Origin of the sequence: Aeromonas sp. S8(2024) (assembly GCF_041403085.1) — a bacterium.
Classification (GTDB): Bacteria; Pseudomonadota; Gammaproteobacteria; order Enterobacterales; family Aeromonadaceae; genus Aeromonas; species Aeromonas dhakensis.
Genome location: NZ_JBGLRF010000009.1, coordinates 33,590 through 49,191, shown reverse-complemented (window position 1 = coordinate 49,191; position 15,602 = coordinate 33,590). Strand labels below are relative to the sequence as shown.

Sequence of the window (15,602 nt, the reverse complement as noted above, 5' to 3'; positions counted from 1 at the left end):
ATCGGCCAATGCCTATTAAATTAAACACCTAAAATCTTAAAAAAGGGCTCAAACTTGCCCCATATGGTGTCACCCGGCTAGCTGCTCTGAGCGGGGTGGTATAAGATATTTAACACAAATTTAATAATAGTAAACAGTCAAGGAGTGTCTATCGATGGATATCGGTCACCGCCTCAAGGCGGTTCGCACCAAAGCCGCCCTCTCCCAGCGCGAGCTGGCCAAACGCTCCGGTGTGACCAACGGCTTTATCTCCCAGATCGAGAAAAATCAAGTGAGCCCCTCGGTCGCCTCCCTGCGCAAGGTGCTGGAAGGGATCCCCATGTCGCTGGCCACCTTCTTCACCGATGAGACGGAGATGGACTCCGAGGTGATCTTCCGCGCCGCCGACATGCCGGATCTCGGCACCCACCCCATCAGCTACCGCCTGGTGGGCCACAGCCGCGCCAACCGCGCCATCGGCATGATGCAGGAGATACTGCCACCGGGCGCCGACACCGGCGACGACATGCTGAGCCACGAAGGCGAAGAGTGCGGCATCGTCATCCAGGGCCAGGTGGAGGTCACCGTCGGCGAGCAGGTCTATCTGCTGGCGCCGGGAGACGGCTACTACTTCGACAGCCGCACCCCGCACCGTTTTCGCAATGTGGATGAGCACGAATGCGTGCTGATCTCGGCCAACACCCCCGCCAGCTTCTAAGCCATGAGAGGGGAGATCCCGCCCCTCGGCGGACCCAGCAGCACGACCAGCCCCTTAGCACCGGCCTGCGGTTCGGCAGGCGTCGATGGCCACTCTTGCGGTGCGGTTTGCCCTGCCGGATACCCTCGCCGGGACGGATTCCGGATGAGGCCAAACCGGCAAGGTGTTTAACGAATTGTTACAAGATGGATTTACAAGCGGCAGGATGTTTAGCATATTGATACGCGGAAACTGACTTTTTGCCGGTTCAAGGAGTGAACATGAGTGACCTGACCCTGGCCCAGTGGCAACACAAGGCCTCCCACCTGACCCTGCCCTCGCAAGCCTTCATCGACGGCAGCTACCGGGACGCCATCAACGGCGCCACCTTCGACTGCATCAACCCGGCCAACGGCAAGCTGCTGACCAAGGTTGCCGCCTGCGACGCCGCCGATGCCGAACTGGCGGTGCAGGCCGCCCGCGCCGCCTTTGACGACAAACGTTGGAGCGGTCTGTCGCCCAAGCAGCGCAAGCAGGTCCTGCAGCGCTTCGCCGAACTGATGCGGCTCAATCTGGTGGAGCTGGCGCTGCTGGAATCGCTCGACATGGGCAAGCCCATCGGTGACGCCATGGGCTATGACGCCCCCGCCGCCGCCAACTGCATCGCCTGGAACGCCGAGGCCATCGACAAGATCTACGATCAGGTCGCGCCGGTCGAGGAGTCCGCCCTGGCGCTGGTGACCCGCGAGCCGCTCGGCGTCGTGGCCGCCATCGTCCCCTGGAACTTCCCGCTGGTGATGGCCTGCTGGAAGCTGGGCCCGGCGCTCGCCACCGGCAACTCGGTTATCCTCAAACCCTCCGAGAAATCCCCGCTCACTGCCTTGCGCATCGCTGCTCTGGCCAAGGAGGCTGGCATCCCCGACGGCGTGTTCAACGTGCTGCCCGGCTTCGGCCACACGGTCGGTGAAGCGCTGGCCATGCACATGGACGTGGACTGCATCACCTTCACCGGCTCCACCAAGATCGGCAAGCATCTGGTGCAGTGCTCCGGCAAGTCCAACCTCAAGCGTGCCTTCATGGAGTGCGGCGGCAAGAGCCCCAACATCATACTGGCGGATGCGCCTGACCTGGACGCCGCCGCCCGCAGCGCGGCCGGCGCCATCTTCTACAACCAGGGCGAGGTGTGCACCGCAGCCTCCCGCCTGCTGGTGCAAAACAGCATCAAGCCGCAGTTCATGGAGCGGCTGCTGGCCCATGCCCGCGAGTGGATCTCGGCCAACCCGCTCGACCCCACCACCCGCATCGGCGCCATGGTGGATCACATCCAGATGGAGCAGGTGCTCAACTACATCGCCATCGGCCAGCAGCAGGGTGCCAAACTGCTGCTGGGGGGCAAGCGCACCAATACCGAGAGCGGCGGCTTCTATATCGAGCCCACCATCTTCGACGAGGTGACCCCAGAGATGCGCATCTTCCGCGAGGAGATCTTCGGCCCCGTGCTGGCGGTAACCGGCTTCGATACCCTGGATGAGGCCATTGCGCTGGGCAACGACACCGACTACGGCCTGGCGGCCGCAATCTGGACGGCGGATCTCAACAAGGCGGTGAAAGGCTCCCGCGCCCTGCGCGCCGGCACCGTGTTCGTCAACAACTGGGATGGCGGCGACATGACCATGCCGTTCGGCGGTTTCAAACAGTCCGGCAACGGTCGCGACAAGTCGTTGCATGCGCTGGAGAAGTACACCGAGCTGAAAAGCACCTGGATCCAGCTCGAATAGCATCAGAAATGACGTTCATTTATCGAAAAGGGGGAGAAATCCCCCTTTTTCATTTTTACCCTTTCATCGCCGGCCTCAATCGATATAATCATCAAATAGACAAGCCCTTAAATATAAAGATAAAAATGTTATTTTTTCTGGGAAGTGTACTGTTTCTGGTAATAGGACTGCCGCTGCTGTTCTACATACTGGGACACGGTGAGGCCTACGTGACCTGGGGTCCGTGGATCTCCGCCATCGCACTCATGCTGTGGCTGCTGCTGGACGTGGACAAGATCCGCCGCGGCGGAGGCCGCTGAGCAGGGCAGTACGCCGTTAAAATCCGCTGATCACCATTTATTCGCTTCTTTCCCCGCAAAAGGATCGCTACACTGATTTTTTGCGATGCGTTCCAGCATCCGCCTCTCCAGTGAAGGTTATCCGCATGCAGCAACACGTTCAGCGCCAGGGCGTCATCTACGCCTTGTGCGCCTATACCCTTTGGGGCCTAGCGCCCATCTACTTCAAGACCATCGCCGCCGTGCCGGCCGCCGAGATCCTGACCCATCGCATGATCTGGTCGTGCGCCCTGCTGCTGGTGCTGACCCTGCTCGGCCGCCAGTGGCACAAGGTGCAGGCGGTACTGCGCCAGCCGAAGGTGCTGCTCACCCTGGCCTTCACTTCCATCACGGTCGGCGGCAACTGGCTGCTGTTCATCTGGGCCATCAACAACGGCCACATGCTGGATGCCAGCCTCGGCTACTACATCAACCCGCTGTTCAACGTGCTGCTCGGCATGCTGTTCCTGAGCGAGAAGCTGCGCCGGTTGCAGTGGTGGGCGGTGGGACTGGCGGCGATCGGTGTCGCCATCCAGATCATCGCCTTCGGCTCCCTGCCCTGGATCGCCCTGGTGCTGGCCTCGAGCTTCGCCATCTATGGCCTCATTCGCAAGAAGCTGGCCCTCGACGCGCTGACCGGCCTCTTGATCGAGACCCTGATCATGCTGCCGCCGGCCGCCATCTATCTGTGGGGCATCGCCGACAGCCCCACCAGCCATCTCACCCAGAATGACTGGCACCTCAACCTGTTGCTGATCGCCGCCGGTGCCGTCACTACGGCGCCGCTGCTCTGCTTCACCGCCGCGGCCACCCGGCTCAAGCTCTCCACCCTGGGTTTCTTCCAGTACATAGGGCCGAGCCTGATGTTCATCCTGGCGGTCACCCTCTATGGCGAAGCGCTGGCGCTGGACAAGATGATAACCTTCGCCTTCATCTGGAGCGCGCTGGTGCTGTTCAGTCTGGACGGGCTGCGCAGCGGCAAGCGCCGGCAGGCTGCGGAGCAGGCTTGACGGGACGCCGCCCGGCGCTGCAATAATCTACAAGCCCGCGTTCGGGTTTCAGGTTATCAATAGTCGATGAGCGCACCCCAATCCCGCATCCACTACTGGCAATCCCGGCTGCTGCCGGGGGTTGAACTCTCCCACTCCCACCACAGGGAGTTCAGCTATGGCCGCCATGTTCACCTGGACTACCACATAGGTCTGGTGCAGCAGGGCGGCCAGAAATTCATCCACAAGGGCAACAGCCACCACCTGGTGCGTGGCGAGCTCTCCACCGTCAACCCGGACGAGATGCACGACGGCCTCAGCCTGCGGCCGGAAGGGTACGAGGTGCGGGTGTTCGCCATCGCCCCCGAGCAGCTGGCCCGCTGGCTGCCAGACAGCCCGGAGCCTTTCTTCGACAAGGGGTTGCAGAGCCGCCCCGATCTCTATCAGGGCTTCGCCCGGCTGCACATGTACCTGGACAACCCCAGCCCCGACGGCCTGCTGGCGGAGAGCCAACTGCTGGCCCTGCTCGGCGAGCTGCTGCACATCGCCCCCGAGCGCCACGCCCTGGCCGACCCTCAGCTCAGGTACCTGCGCGACTATCTGATGGCCCGGCTGGATCAGCGCCACAGCCTGGAGGATCTGGCCGCCCTGTTCGGGCTGGATCGCTTCGCCTTCCTGCGCCAGTTCAAGAAGAAGACCGGCATGACCCCCTACGCCTGGCTCAAGCGGCTGCGGCTCGAGCAGAGCAAGCGTCTGCTCGGCAGCGGCCTGCCGGTGAGCGAAGTGGCGCTGGCGGTCGGTTTCTTCGATCAGAGTCACTTCCACCACGGCTTTCGGCAGGCGTTCGGTCTCACCCCCGCCGATTTTCGCCAGCAGATGCAGGCCGCCAGCGGGCGCACCGACTAGCCCCGCACTGCAATCTTTTACAATCCGGCGCCTTCGCGATCCGCCATGCTGTCGCCTCGTACCATCATCGAGGTTTCACCATGTTCACCAGCCTGTTTCTGACCATAGGTCTCATCCACCTCATCGCCCTGGCGAGCCCGGGCCCGGACTTCGCGCTGATCCTGCGCACCAGCCTGCACAGGCCCACCGCCCTCGGCGCAGCGCTGGGCATCGCCTTGGCGATTGTGGTACATGCCACCCTCAGCCTCACCGGCATCAGCCTGCTGATTGCCGAACACCCCTGGCTATTCATGACGGTGAAGGTGGTCGGCGCCCTCTATCTGGGCTGGCTTGGCTGGGGGGCGCTGAAGGCGGCCTGGCACAGCTCGGCCGAGCTCGCCCTGCACGCCGGCGGCGAAGCGCAGGGCTGGCGCAAGGGGGTGCAGCGCGGCATTGCCACCAACCTGCTCAACCCCAAGGCGCTGCTGTTCTTCATGGGGCTGCTGGCCGCCATGGTGACGCCCCAGGTGGACGGCCTGACCCGCGGCCTGCTGGTGCTGGAGCTGTTCCTGCTCTCGCTGGCCTGGTTCGGGGTGCTGGCCTGGAGTCTCTCCACCGTGCGGGCCCAGCGCCTGCTCGGCCGCGTGCAGCGTCCGCTCAACCTGGTCACCGGCCTGCTGTTCGGCGCCGTCAGCCTCTCCATCCTGACCGGCATGGCCGGCGAGGCCTACGCCCTGGTCCTGCCCTGACATCTGTTTTGCAGCCATGAAAAAGAGGGATGGCCCGGGCCATCCCTCTTTGCGTTCATTGCTCCTGGCCGGGTAACCGGCCCTCTCACTCACCCTTCATCAGAACCACTGACCGTGGCGCTTGATGTAGAGGGTCTTGACGGTCTGGGTCAGCCCCATGTAGGCCAGCATGGTGATCACCAGCCACATGAAGTACTTGGGCCCATCCAGAGTGATGAAGCCGAAGTGCTCAGCCAGCGGCGAGAACGGCAGGTAGCAGCCGATGGCGATGGCGATCGAGGTGGAGAGCAGCACCGGCAGGGTGGCGGTACTCTGCAGGAAGGGGATCTTGCGGGTACGCAGCATATGCACCACCAGGGTCTGCGACACCAGCCCCTCAATGAACCAGCCGGAGTTCATGATGGCCTGACCGTTGACCAGCGGATCCATGCTGCCGTTGGCGGTGGCATAGAGGGCACCGGCACCGAACACGAACCACATCAGGCAGTAGGTGCTGATATCGAACACCGAGGAGGTCGGGCCAAGCCAGAGCATGAAACGCTTGATGTTGCTCGCCTCCCACTTGCGCGGCCGCTTGAGGAACTCGGGGTCCATCTTGTCCCACGGCAGCAGCATCTGGGAGACGTCGTACACCAGGTTCTGGATCAGCATCTGCATCGCCAGCATGGGTGCCCAGGGCAGCCAGGCGGAGGCCACCAGCACCGAGAAGACGTTGCCGAAGTTGGAGCTGGCGGTCATGTTGAGGTACTTCAAGATGTTGCCAAAGGTCTCGCGCCCCTTGATCACCCCCTCCTCCAGCACCATCAGGCTCTTCTCCAGCAGGATGATGTCGGCGGTTTCCTTGGCGATGTCGGCACCGCTGTCCACCGAGATCCCCACGTCTGCATCCCGCAGCGCCGGCGCATCGTTGATGCCGTCACCGAGGAAACCGACGGTATTGCCGTTGGCCTGCAGCGCCTTCACCACCCGCGACTTCTGCAGCGGGGTGAGCTTGGCGAAGATGGTGGTCTGCTTGACCGCCTCGCACAGCGCCACGTCGTCCATCCCCTCGATATCCTTGCCGAGCAGCGGCACGCCGGGCGCCAGCCCCACATCACGACACACCTTGCTGGTGATGATGGGGTTGTCGCCGGTCAGCACCTTGACCGCCACCCCGTAGTCGTTAAGGGCACGGATGGCCGGCGCGGCCGAATCCTTGGGCGGATCGAAGAAGGTGAGAAAGCCGCGCACCACCAGCTTGGCCTCGTCGCGGGTCTGATAGCTCTGCTTGCACTCGTCAGCCGGGATCTCGCGGGTCGCCACGATCAGCACCCGATAGCCCTCGGCGTTGAACTCCTCGCTCTGGCGCAGCAGAGCGCGGCGATCGGCGTCGGTCAGCTCCCGCACCTCCTGGCCATCGGCGATCTGGCTGGAGACGGCCAGCATCTCTTCCACCGCCCCCTTGGAGACCATCAGCTGCTGGCCCAGATCGTCCTGCACAATGACTGACAAGCGGCGGCGCACGAAGTCGAACGGCAGCTCGTCCACCTTGCGGTAGTTGGCCGGCTTGCAGCTCTCCCCCAGCGCATCGGCGTGCTCGACCACCGCGATGTCCATCAGGTTCTTCATGCCGCTCTGATGAAAGCTGTTGAGCCAGGCCAGCTGCAGGATCCAGTCGTCTCGGTTGCCACGCACATCGTAGTGGTGCTCGAGGATGATCTTGTCCTGGGTCAGGGTGCCGGTCTTGTCGGTGCAGAGCACGTCCATGGCGCCGAAGTTCTGCACCGAGTTGAGCCGCTTCACCACCACCTTGCGCTTGGCCATGGCCACCGCGCCCCGCGCCAGGTTGGCGGAGACGATCATCGGCAGCATCTCGGGGGTGAGCCCCACCGCCACCGCCAGCGCGAAGGTGAGCGCCGACATCCAGTCCCCGCTGCTGACCCCGCTCAGCATGAAGACGATGGGCACCATCACCAGCATGAAGCGAATAAGCAGCCTGGTGACGCTGTTCACGCCGCGATCGAAACTGGTCTCGATGCGCTTGTGGCTCACCACGTTGCGGGCCAGCGAACCGAAGTAGGTGTCGCTGCCGGTGGCCACCACCACGGCGCGGGCGGTGCCGCTCACCACGTTGGTACCCATGAAGCAGATGTTGGGCAGATCGAGCAATCCTGCCTCCCCTGCGCCGGTGCCGTCCGCCGACTTGCCGGCCACGGCACCCAGGGTGTCGTACTTCTCCACCGGCAGCGCTTCGCCGGTCAGCACCGCCTGGCTGATGAAGAGATCGCGGGATTCGATCAGCTTGATGTCGGCCGGGATCATGTCCCCCGCCTGCAGGTGCACTATGTCACCGGCCACCAGCTCGGTCATCGCCACCTCCTTGCGCTGGGGGGCAACCCCGGGCGAGGGGCGACGCTGCACGGTGGCGGTGTTGCGCACCAGCGACTTGAGCGCCTCGGCCGCCTTGGCCGAGCGGTACTCCTGCCAGAAGCGCAGCAGACCGCTCAGCCCCACCATGACGCCGAGGATGATCACCTTGACCCAGTCCTCGTCGCCCGGCTCGGCCATCAATACGTCCATCACGTAGCTGACCAGCCCGAGCACGATCAGCACCATCACGAAGGGGTTCTTGAACGCCTGCAGCAGCTGGATCAGCGCATGGGGCGGCTTGTCGTGGGTCACCTCGTTGGGACCAAACTGGATCAGGCGGTTGGCGGCCTCAGTCGCGGTGAGGCCGTCGATGTTGCCGCACACGGCGGTGAGGGTGTACTCGAGAGACTTGTCGGCCTCGTCGAGCACCCGGGAGGAGAGCTTCTCCTTCTGGCTGCCCGGGGCGACGAACCCTCTCTGCTTGTGCCGGCTGGCGGTATGTTGTTGTTTCATGACTCTTTATCCTGATTTTTACGCGCAGGCGGGCGCTGTCGCGGACCGGGCCTGGCGTCAGTACTGAAATCGAAGGCTGTGAACCCAACACAATGCCGGCACGGTCAATCGCCGCGCGCAGGGCGGCCCGTCAGACACATGTCTGCCGTCGTGCCAACCGGCATGGTTAGGTCGGATCAGGGGTCAGGACACCGCATCCCGTCCCGCAGGGATCAGGAGTGGGCAGGCGTGGACCCCGAGGGTCTAGGTTTGGGCTCTTCGGTCATGGCGGTTCCTCCGAGTTGGGCTGCAGCAAGCCGGCCCGACATATCGAGGGCACAGCTGGTCATCGCCGGCGGGCAGATCCGCGCGGCGGCATTATCGACAGGGCATGAATCGCGACGACGGCGACTCATTGCACAAAAGAAGATCAGGATAACGGCAAGCAACCATAACGGCATGATGGTCGAACAATAACGAGCGGCAGCTCATGGGCCGGTTAAGCAGGGAAACAACCGTACCCCATGAATATATTTCAAAAGCACCAAGGCATATTTTGAAATATATATGGCAGAAACTTTCATTATTTAAATTCGCAACCCGTCCTATCGAAAACAACATTGCTTTCAATACACACGGTCCATCCTGTTATTTCACGCCAGCCTGGCTGACCATGCTCACGAAGAAACCTTCGAGCGGCCATGACGAGCAGACACGTGCCCATTACCAAGGGCTCGCGTGACAAGGCGTGCAATTGCTGGGGCGCGAGGCGGCATGGCTCGCAGAGGGAGTGGAACAATCCGGGGAGCAACGCAGGTCCCGGCGGGACTGGGTTGCAAGAGTCGGGATGACTCGCTAGATGCCACACTCTGAGCGATCAGAGTGAGGGAGAAGAAGGGATATCAACCTCAGTTCTGATTAGCCCACATCGCGCTGTGCAATCGGCTACAACTGTCGCTGTCCATAATATCCTTCCACCTGTTGATAACACGCCAAGATTCTACCCAGAAATATTTGGTGGCGCAAAATATAAATTCATCTTTCGCCATCAAATTCCAATTAAGGACGGCAGAAATATTAATTATTGCTCGAAAACGGATTCATCCTCATTTCGCTCTGCAACGCAGGGTTAATTGATCTGGATGGGGTTTTGCCCGAATTTTCCTGCCATCCACCGGATCCGGGCTGGAATCGGACTCAATGTGGGAATAGGATGCACGGCTTCCATCCATGACGCACAGGAAACAACAGGCATGAATCGAAAATGGTCGCTCCCCATCGTGGCAATCGCGGGGGGAGCGTTACTCTGGCTCGGCAACACCTTTGGTATGAAATGGGCTCTGATGGCCCTGATCGGATTCGGCTTCGGCTTCACCCTCTCCTTCAGCCGCTTCGGCATCGTGTTCGGTTGGCGCGAGATGCTGACCAAGCGCAACAGCTACTACGTGCGGGTTCACCTGCTCACCATCGCCATCGAAATTCTGCTGTTCACCTGCTTCCTCTCCTTTAGCCACGCCCTGTTTGGCGACGCCATGGTGGGCAACGTGATGGCCATCGGCATTCCCTTCATCGTCGGTGCCTTCCTGTTCGGAATCGGCATGCAGCTGGCGGGCGTCTGCGCCACCGGCACCCTCTACTGCTGCGGCGAGGGGCAACCCCGCTTCTGGCTGGTGCTGCTCTGCTACGGCATCGGCACTCTGATCAGCAACCAGTTCCGCCCCGAACTGGAGGCCACCTTCTCCAGCCATGTGGTGCTGGCAAAAGACCTGACCGGCAATATCTGGAGCGGCATGCTGCTCAACCTGGCGCTGGTCGCCGCGCTGTTCCTGCTGTTTCGCAAGAGCGAACTCAAGCGCACCGGTGAGCTCAAGCCCCTCTTCAGCGGCGGCAACCTGTTCTGGCGCGACGGCCGCTTCACCGTGCTGACCGGCGGCATCATCATCGCCGTGCTCAACTCCAGCGTGGTCGCCCTGCACGGCTCGGCCTGGACCATCACAGGCGCCGTCTATGACATGGCGCTGCGCGGTGCCTCCCTGTTCGGTCTGTTCGAGGGGCACCCCAAGCTGGCCCAGCCGCTCTTCATCAACCCCATGGTCGGCATGTTCTGGCTGGGGATCCTGGGGGCCATGCTGGCTCGCTGCATCAGCGGTGGCGGCCAATTCGCCCCGATGCGGCTTGGCAACAGCCTGGCCTCCATCCTCGGCGGCCTGCTGATGGGAATGGGCGCCATGTACAGCGCCTGCAACCTTGGCGGCTTCTTCGACGGCACGGCATCGGGCAGCCTGCACGGCTGGGTCTGGATGTTGATGGCCCTCGCCGGCAGCCTGATCGGCATCCGCCTGCGCCCGCTGTTCAAGCTCTGATAAAACAACGGGATGGCGCGGTTAAACGCCATCCCGTCACGATTCCCCTTCCACGCCGGTGCGCCGATCCCACGCAGCCCCCCAACCCCCTCTTCTCTATCGCAGTCCTTTAAACAGCAGCAACAGGGCAAAACCGGTGAACATCACCGCCGACAGCCGGTTGATCCCCCTGGCGAAGCGTTCGCCATAGCCTTGCGCCCCCACCCAGTGGAACACCAGGCAGTAGCCGCCATGCACCACCAGCACCACGGCGCTGAAGGTGACCGCCAGCAGCATGCACTGACCCAGCGCCCCGTGTTGAAAGTCGATGAACTGGGGGAACAGGCTGGTGAAGAAGATGATCGCCTTGGGGTTGAGCAGGCTGATGAGCGCCCCCTTGATGAAGCTGCGGCGGCAATCCCGATCCGGCCCGGCCCCCGGCACCAGGCTCACCGCCCGCTGGCGCCAGGAGTTGAGCCCCAGATAGAGCAGGTATAGGGCGCCGCCCAGGGTGAGGATCTGCTGGCCCGCGGCCAGCCAGCGGGTGAACCAGAGCACCGCCAGCGAGGCCAGGCTCGCCACCAGCAGGATGCCCACCGCCACCCCGCAAAAGCCGGCGATGGCATGGCGAGCACCCCGGGTCAGGGTGTTGCCTATGGTGTAGATCACGGCGGGTCCCGGGCTCAGCACTGTGCCGATGGCGAGCAGCAGATAGAGGGCGTAATAGTCGAGCGTCATCGAGAGAGATTCCAGCGTGGATTGGCTGCCGCCCAGTATATTGACAGCCGCGACGCCAGCCAGACATAGTGGCGCCGGGCTTTATAAACCAGGAGTTTAGAGTGGACCGCTTGACCGCCATCGAGATCTTCGTCGAGGTTGCCCGGGCGGGCAGTTTCGCCGCCGTGGCGGAGCGCTTCGCGATGACGCCGGCCATGATCGGCAAGTACATCAAGTGGCTGGAGGCCAGGGTCGGCTCCCGCCTGCTCAATCGCAACACCCGTTGCCAGAGCCTGACCGAGGCGGGCCAGGAGTACCTCGCCGGCTGCCAGAGCCTGTTGCAGCACTACCGGGAGCTGGAGCAGAACACCCTGGCCAATACCGGCCAGGCGGCGGGCAGGATCCGCATCAACGCCCCCGTCACCTTCGGCAGCTACCGGCTGACGCCGCTGCTGTGCCGCTTCATGGAGCACTACCCGCAGATCCGCATCGAGCTGGATCTGTCGGATCGGCTGGTGGACGTCATCGGCGACGGCTTCGACCTCATCTTCCGGATCGGCCAGCCCAAGGATGCCGGCTACATAGCCCGGCCACTGACCAGCACGGGCTCGGTGTTTTGCGCCTCGCCAGACTATCTGCAACGCCACGGCACTCCCCTCACGCTGGCGGATCTGGCCAGCCACCACTGTCTGGGATTCAGCCCCTGGCTCGGCCAGTCGCGCCTGGCCAAGGCCTTTCCCCTCGAACAGCTGCACCTGTGGGACAGCCCCTTCATCAGCAACCACGGCGGCGCCCTCAAGGTGGCCGCCCTCAACCACGCCGGCATCCTGCTGCAACCGCGCGCCCTGCTGAGCGAGGAGCTGGCGCGCGGCACCCTGCAGGAGATCCTGGCGGATGCGCTGCCCGCCCCGCGCCCGGTCAACCTGCTCTACCCGGCCAGGGAGCCGCTGCCGCTGCGCCTGCGGTTGCTCATCGACTACCTGATCGAGCTGCGCCACCAGCTGTAGGGCGCAGCCCTACTCGCCGCGCTGCTTCACCCGGCGCAGATAGACATAGCCCTCCCCCGGGCTGCCCCAGCGCTGATGAGCATCGGTGTCGTAGGCCCGATCCAGCAGTCGCACGCTGTGGGGGCCGATCCAGAGGTACTGCACCAGGGTGCTGGCGCCGCCGAAATTGGTGGAGCAACTGCCCACCTTGCTGTGGCCGGCATACTCCCCCGACGGCTGGCGAGTCAGCCAGATCTCGCAGCCCTGGCGCAAAGAGAGCTGTTGCGGAGTGAGGGAGTCGAGCAGTTCGGGCCGGCGCCAGGCACCGGCAAAGTCGATGGCTCGCGGCATGGTCAGCTCGGCCATCAGGATGCGGCCATCGGGCACCAGCGAGAAGCGATAGATGCGCTGGCGAAACGGGCGCACCGCCCGCTCGGTCAGGAACTGCTCGGCATAGACCCAGCGAAAGCCCTTGTAGCCGGGCCAGATCTCCACCAACCGCAGTTCGGCGCTGGTGAAGCGGCTGTCGTAGCTGGCCTGCTCGCGGCTGGAGAACTCGCCGGTAAACCAGGAGAGCAGCGGCTCCATGCTGGCGGAGGGTGCCGTGGTGGTGCTGTCAGGGGGCGTGGTGACGAAGGGGCTGGGTGCCGCCCAGGCCAGGCAGGAGAAGAGCAGCCCCCACAGGGCCGCCATCAGGCTGGTCATCGAATCCTTCCGAATCAGTGTCATGGCGGCGATTATATGAGCGAACGGCGTCAATATCCGCAACCTTGATCAAATGATTGCCGATCCGAAGCAAAATCATCGTATTAGCGTCATGTCCCGGCAACCGGACAGCCATCTACGCCAGGCTGGATCCGGCCTGAACACCCCGCATTCTGTCCTTGTGGGCGCTCTTTGAATCGGTTATCTCTCTTGCCATGCCCTGGGCAGCGGATGCCAGGGTCAGACAAGCAGCGCAATCAGGAGCAAGAGATGAAGAGAGCCGTAATCGCGGGCATGGTGGCCATTCTGCTGAGTGGCTGCGCGGTGAAGAACCAGGTCTCCCACAGCCTGCAGGCGATCCCGCTGACCGCCTTCCAGCAGAGTGAAAGCAACCCCAACCAGCGCATCTACAAGGAGCCCGGTGTGGATCTGCGCCAATACAATGAGGTGCTGCTCGATCCGCTCCAGTTTATCCGGCAGGAGAACGGCCAGTGGTACCTGTTGACCGCCAACGAGCAGAACGAGATCGGCCGCTACTACCACGCCACCTTCCAGCGCGAGCTGATAAACCACGGCGTCAAGATTGCCACTGCCCCCGGCCCCGGCGTGCTGCGGGTGCAGGCCGCCATCACCAACTTCGACCTGACCCGGCCCGACCCCAAGCTGCGGGATCTGCTGCCCGCCAAGATCGCCATCAACGTCACCCGCGAGGTGATCGGCAAGGAACCCTATCTGCTCAGGGTGGGCAGCATGGCCCAGCTGCTCGACTCCCAAAGCGGCAAGCTGCTGGTGCGGGTGATGGATGCACGCGAGAGCCCGGACACCACCCACAAGGAGAGCCCCATCACCGCCGGCGAGATGGCGAAAATGATCGACCAGTGGGCCGCCGGCCGCGCCAAGCAACTGGCCGACAACCTGGGGCGCTGAACGGGCTGGCCGCCCCCAAAAGGGGGGCTTTTGGAGCCATAGCAGCTGCGTTATCGCCTGAATGTTGATAAGGTCATTACTTTATTGGCTGGAGAAAACGAGATGAAAAAAGCGCTGTTTCCCATTCTGGTTGCCGGCCTGCTGAGCGCCTGCAGCATGGCTCCGCAGCAGCAGGAGTGCGCCCCCATGGCTGGCGGATGGCAGAGTCAGCCGTTGCCGAACGCAGAGGCCGAAGCGGCGCTGGCCAGCGTGCTGGCGCGCATGAACACCTCCGCCAGGCTGGAGCGCATTCTCGAGGTGCGCAGCCAGGTGGTCTCCGGGATCAACTACGACATCGCCTTCCAGCTCGACAACGGCGAGGTGTGGAATACCCGCGTCTATCGGGATCTCGCCGGCCACTACCAGATGACCCGACCGGCCGCCCAGGGGGAACTGCCCGCCATGCCTTGCGTCAAGGCCAAATAGCCGCGACCATCGGGCCCCTCGCCAGAGGGGCTCATCTGACCAGCAAATCTCTGCTGTTCTCCCCGCACTCCGGCAGTCAGGATGACCCTTCCCGTGACCACATCCCCATAGAAAAGGAACCACTATGACCCGTCACCCCAGCATCAAGCACTGGCGCGAGCTGCAGGAGCCCGAACCCGGCCGCTACTCCGGCAGCGAGGAGCCGCTCTCTCTGGGCAGTGCCCTCGGCAGACACTACGGCTTTGCCCGTCTCGGCATTCACCACGAGCTGCTGCCGCCGGGCCGGCGCACCAGCTGGCCTCACGCCGAGGAGACCGAGGACGAGTTCGTCCACGTGCTGGAAGGCACTCCGGATGTCTGGCTCGACGGCGTGCTCCATCGGCTGCAACCCGGTGACTCGGTCGGCTTCAAGGCGGGAGACGGGCTGGCCCATACCTTCATCAACAATACCGATCAGCCGGTGCGGCTGCTCTGCGTGGGCGACACCGATCGGGCGGACAACCACATCCACTACGCCCTGCACCCTGAGCGCAACCGCTTCATCGGTGCGCGGCACTGGGATACGGTACCCGAGCGCGAGCTGGGGGATCACGACGGCCTGCCCGACCAGCTGCGCGAGCGCAACGGCCCCTTCTAGGCCGCCGCGGCCGGCCCCTGGTCGGCAAGCGGACGCAACCGACTATCCTTGATGGACCCAAGGCAACGAGGAAGAGAGATGAAGACAGGAACAGTGCGACTGCATCGGGTGCTCAAGGCGCCGCCGATGCGGATCTACCGGGCCTTTATCGAGGCCGATGCGCTGGCCAAATGGCTGCCCCCCCACGGCTTCACCTGCCAGGTGGAACAGCTGGAGGCCAGGGTCGGCGGCCACTTCCGGATGGCGTTCACCCAGTTCGGCAACGGCCACAGCCACGCCTTTGGCGGCGAATACCTGGAGCTCGAACCGGGCAAGCGCATTCGCTACACCGACAGCTTCGACGACCCCAACCTGCCGGGGGTGATGCACGTGACCGTGATCCTGACCGGGGTGGTGTGCGGCACCGAACTCGTCATCGTGCAGGAGGGGATCCCCGCAGCCATCCCGGTGGAGATGTGCTATCTCGGCTGGCAGGAGTCCCTGGCCCAGCTGGCGGCCCTGGTGGAGCCGGAGATCCCGCCGGGCTGAGTGACGCCCACGAAAAAGCCTGCCAGCCGGCAGGCTTTTTTTATTGCTGGCGGCCTGTGC

General features: G+C 63.4%; 15 protein-coding genes. 12 read left to right on the top strand and 3 right to left on the bottom strand.

Annotation, left to right across the window (positions count from 1 at the left end; all coding sequences use genetic code 11):
- Positions 1-154 precede the first annotated feature (154 nt).
- From ACB031_RS18945 to ACB031_RS18920, 6 genes are all read left to right on the top strand, one after another.
- Complete coding sequence (locus ACB031_RS18945) at positions 155-697, top strand: cupin domain-containing protein (protein WP_005307724.1); 543 nt, start codon at positions 155-157, stop codon at positions 695-697.
- 260 nt (positions 698-957) lie between these two features.
- Entirely contained in the window at positions 958-2,454 is a 1,497-nt protein-coding gene (locus ACB031_RS18940; RefSeq protein ID WP_319906874.1) for an aldehyde dehydrogenase, read from the top strand.
- Positions 2,455-2,579: 125 nt separating this feature from the next.
- Complete coding sequence (locus tag ACB031_RS18935) at positions 2,580-2,753, top strand: hypothetical protein (protein WP_005307716.1); 174 nt, start codon at positions 2,580-2,582, stop codon at positions 2,751-2,753.
- A gap of 125 nt (positions 2,754-2,878) precedes the next feature.
- Positions 2,879-3,781 (top strand): EamA family transporter RarD, encoded by a 903-nt coding sequence (rarD, locus tag ACB031_RS18930; protein WP_017766217.1) that lies wholly within the window; start codon positions 2,879-2,881, stop codon positions 3,779-3,781.
- Between the two features lie 66 nt (positions 3,782-3,847).
- A complete protein-coding gene (locus ACB031_RS18925) occupies positions 3,848-4,666 on the top strand; it encodes a helix-turn-helix domain-containing protein (protein ID WP_371140071.1) in 819 nt (272 codons plus the stop codon).
- Positions 4,667-4,746: 80 nt separating this feature from the next.
- Complete coding sequence (locus tag ACB031_RS18920; RefSeq protein WP_005307710.1) at positions 4,747-5,394, top strand: LysE family translocator; 648 nt, start codon at positions 4,747-4,749, stop codon at positions 5,392-5,394.
- Between the two features lie 99 nt (positions 5,395-5,493).
- Here ACB031_RS18920 and mgtA read toward each other — a convergent pair whose 3' ends face one another.
- Positions 5,494-8,256 carry a magnesium-translocating P-type ATPase gene (gene mgtA / locus ACB031_RS18915; protein WP_371140070.1) on the bottom strand — a complete coding sequence of 921 codons (2,763 nt, stop codon included), beginning with the start codon at positions 8,254-8,256 and terminating at the stop codon, positions 5,494-5,496.
- Positions 8,257-9,488: 1,232 nt separating this feature from the next.
- On the opposite strand from mgtA, the gene ACB031_RS18910 reads away from it, so the two are divergent.
- A complete protein-coding gene (locus tag ACB031_RS18910; RefSeq protein WP_226009158.1) occupies positions 9,489-10,598 on the top strand; it encodes a YeeE/YedE thiosulfate transporter family protein in 1,110 nt (369 codons plus the stop codon).
- A gap of 96 nt (positions 10,599-10,694) precedes the next feature.
- Here ACB031_RS18910 and ACB031_RS18905 read toward each other — a convergent pair whose 3' ends face one another.
- Positions 10,695-11,315, bottom strand: coding sequence for a LysE family translocator (locus ACB031_RS18905; protein WP_025202405.1), 621 nt, complete (start codon positions 11,313-11,315; stop codon positions 10,695-10,697).
- A gap of 101 nt (positions 11,316-11,416) precedes the next feature.
- Here ACB031_RS18905 and ACB031_RS18900 point away from each other — a divergent pair, with 101 nt between their 5' ends.
- The gene (locus ACB031_RS18900; RefSeq protein ID WP_371140069.1) at positions 11,417-12,301 is read left to right on the top strand and encodes a LysR substrate-binding domain-containing protein; all 885 of its coding nucleotides are present in this window, start codon (positions 11,417-11,419) and stop codon (positions 12,299-12,301) included.
- A gap of 9 nt (positions 12,302-12,310) precedes the next feature.
- Here the strand turns inward: ACB031_RS18900 and ACB031_RS18895 are convergent, their stop codons facing one another.
- Positions 12,311-12,985 carry a chromophore lyase CpcT/CpeT gene (locus ACB031_RS18895; protein WP_010635469.1) on the bottom strand — a complete coding sequence of 225 codons (675 nt, stop codon included), beginning with the start codon at positions 12,983-12,985 and terminating at the stop codon, positions 12,311-12,313.
- Between the two features lie 270 nt (positions 12,986-13,255).
- Between ACB031_RS18895 and ACB031_RS18890 the strand changes: the two genes are divergently transcribed.
- The 4 genes from ACB031_RS18890 (at position 13,256) to ACB031_RS18875 (ending at position 15,542) form a co-directional block, all read left to right on the top strand.
- The gene (locus ACB031_RS18890) at positions 13,256-13,912 is read left to right on the top strand and encodes a DUF3313 domain-containing protein (RefSeq protein ID WP_362817317.1); all 657 of its coding nucleotides are present in this window, start codon (positions 13,256-13,258) and stop codon (positions 13,910-13,912) included.
- A gap of 102 nt (positions 13,913-14,014) precedes the next feature.
- Positions 14,015-14,377, top strand: a complete 363-nt coding sequence (locus ACB031_RS18885) for a cystatin domain-containing protein (RefSeq protein WP_017788678.1) — start codon at positions 14,015-14,017, stop codon at positions 14,375-14,377.
- 124 nt (positions 14,378-14,501) lie between these two features.
- Entirely contained in the window at positions 14,502-15,014 is a 513-nt protein-coding gene (locus ACB031_RS18880) for a cupin domain-containing protein (RefSeq protein WP_117405644.1), read from the top strand.
- Positions 15,015-15,092: 78 nt separating this feature from the next.
- Positions 15,093-15,542, top strand: coding sequence for an SRPBCC family protein (locus ACB031_RS18875; RefSeq protein ID WP_005307686.1), 450 nt, complete (start codon positions 15,093-15,095; stop codon positions 15,540-15,542).
- Positions 15,543-15,602: the final 60 nt, after the last annotated feature.

Coding starts and splice junctions, on each gene's coding strand:
- ACB031_RS18945 (WP_005307724.1), top strand. CDS start 155: ATGGATATCGGTCACCGCCTCAAGGCGGTTCGCACCAAAGCCGCCCTC.
- ACB031_RS18940 (WP_319906874.1), top strand. CDS start 958: ATGAGTGACCTGACCCTGGCCCAGTGGCAACACAAGGCCTCCCACCTG.
- ACB031_RS18935 (WP_005307716.1), top strand. CDS start 2,580: ATGTTATTTTTTCTGGGAAGTGTACTGTTTCTGGTAATAGGACTGCCG.
- rarD (WP_017766217.1), top strand. CDS start 2,879: ATGCAGCAACACGTTCAGCGCCAGGGCGTCATCTACGCCTTGTGCGCC.
- ACB031_RS18925 (WP_371140071.1), top strand. CDS start 3,848: ATGAGCGCACCCCAATCCCGCATCCACTACTGGCAATCCCGGCTGCTG.
- ACB031_RS18920 (WP_005307710.1), top strand. CDS start 4,747: ATGTTCACCAGCCTGTTTCTGACCATAGGTCTCATCCACCTCATCGCC.
- mgtA (WP_371140070.1), bottom strand. CDS start 8,256: ATGAAACAACAACATACCGCCAGCCGGCACAAGCAGAGAGGGTTCGTC.
- ACB031_RS18910 (WP_226009158.1), top strand. CDS start 9,489: ATGAATCGAAAATGGTCGCTCCCCATCGTGGCAATCGCGGGGGGAGCG.
- ACB031_RS18905 (WP_025202405.1), bottom strand. CDS start 11,315: ATGACGCTCGACTATTACGCCCTCTATCTGCTGCTCGCCATCGGCACA.
- ACB031_RS18895 (WP_010635469.1), bottom strand. CDS start 12,985: ATGACCAGCCTGATGGCGGCCCTGTGGGGGCTGCTCTTCTCCTGCCTG.
- ACB031_RS18890 (WP_362817317.1), top strand. CDS start 13,256: ATGAAGAGAGCCGTAATCGCGGGCATGGTGGCCATTCTGCTGAGTGGC.
- ACB031_RS18885 (WP_017788678.1), top strand. CDS start 14,015: ATGAAAAAAGCGCTGTTTCCCATTCTGGTTGCCGGCCTGCTGAGCGCC.
- ACB031_RS18880 (WP_117405644.1), top strand. CDS start 14,502: ATGACCCGTCACCCCAGCATCAAGCACTGGCGCGAGCTGCAGGAGCCC.
- ACB031_RS18875 (WP_005307686.1), top strand. CDS start 15,093: ATGAAGACAGGAACAGTGCGACTGCATCGGGTGCTCAAGGCGCCGCCG.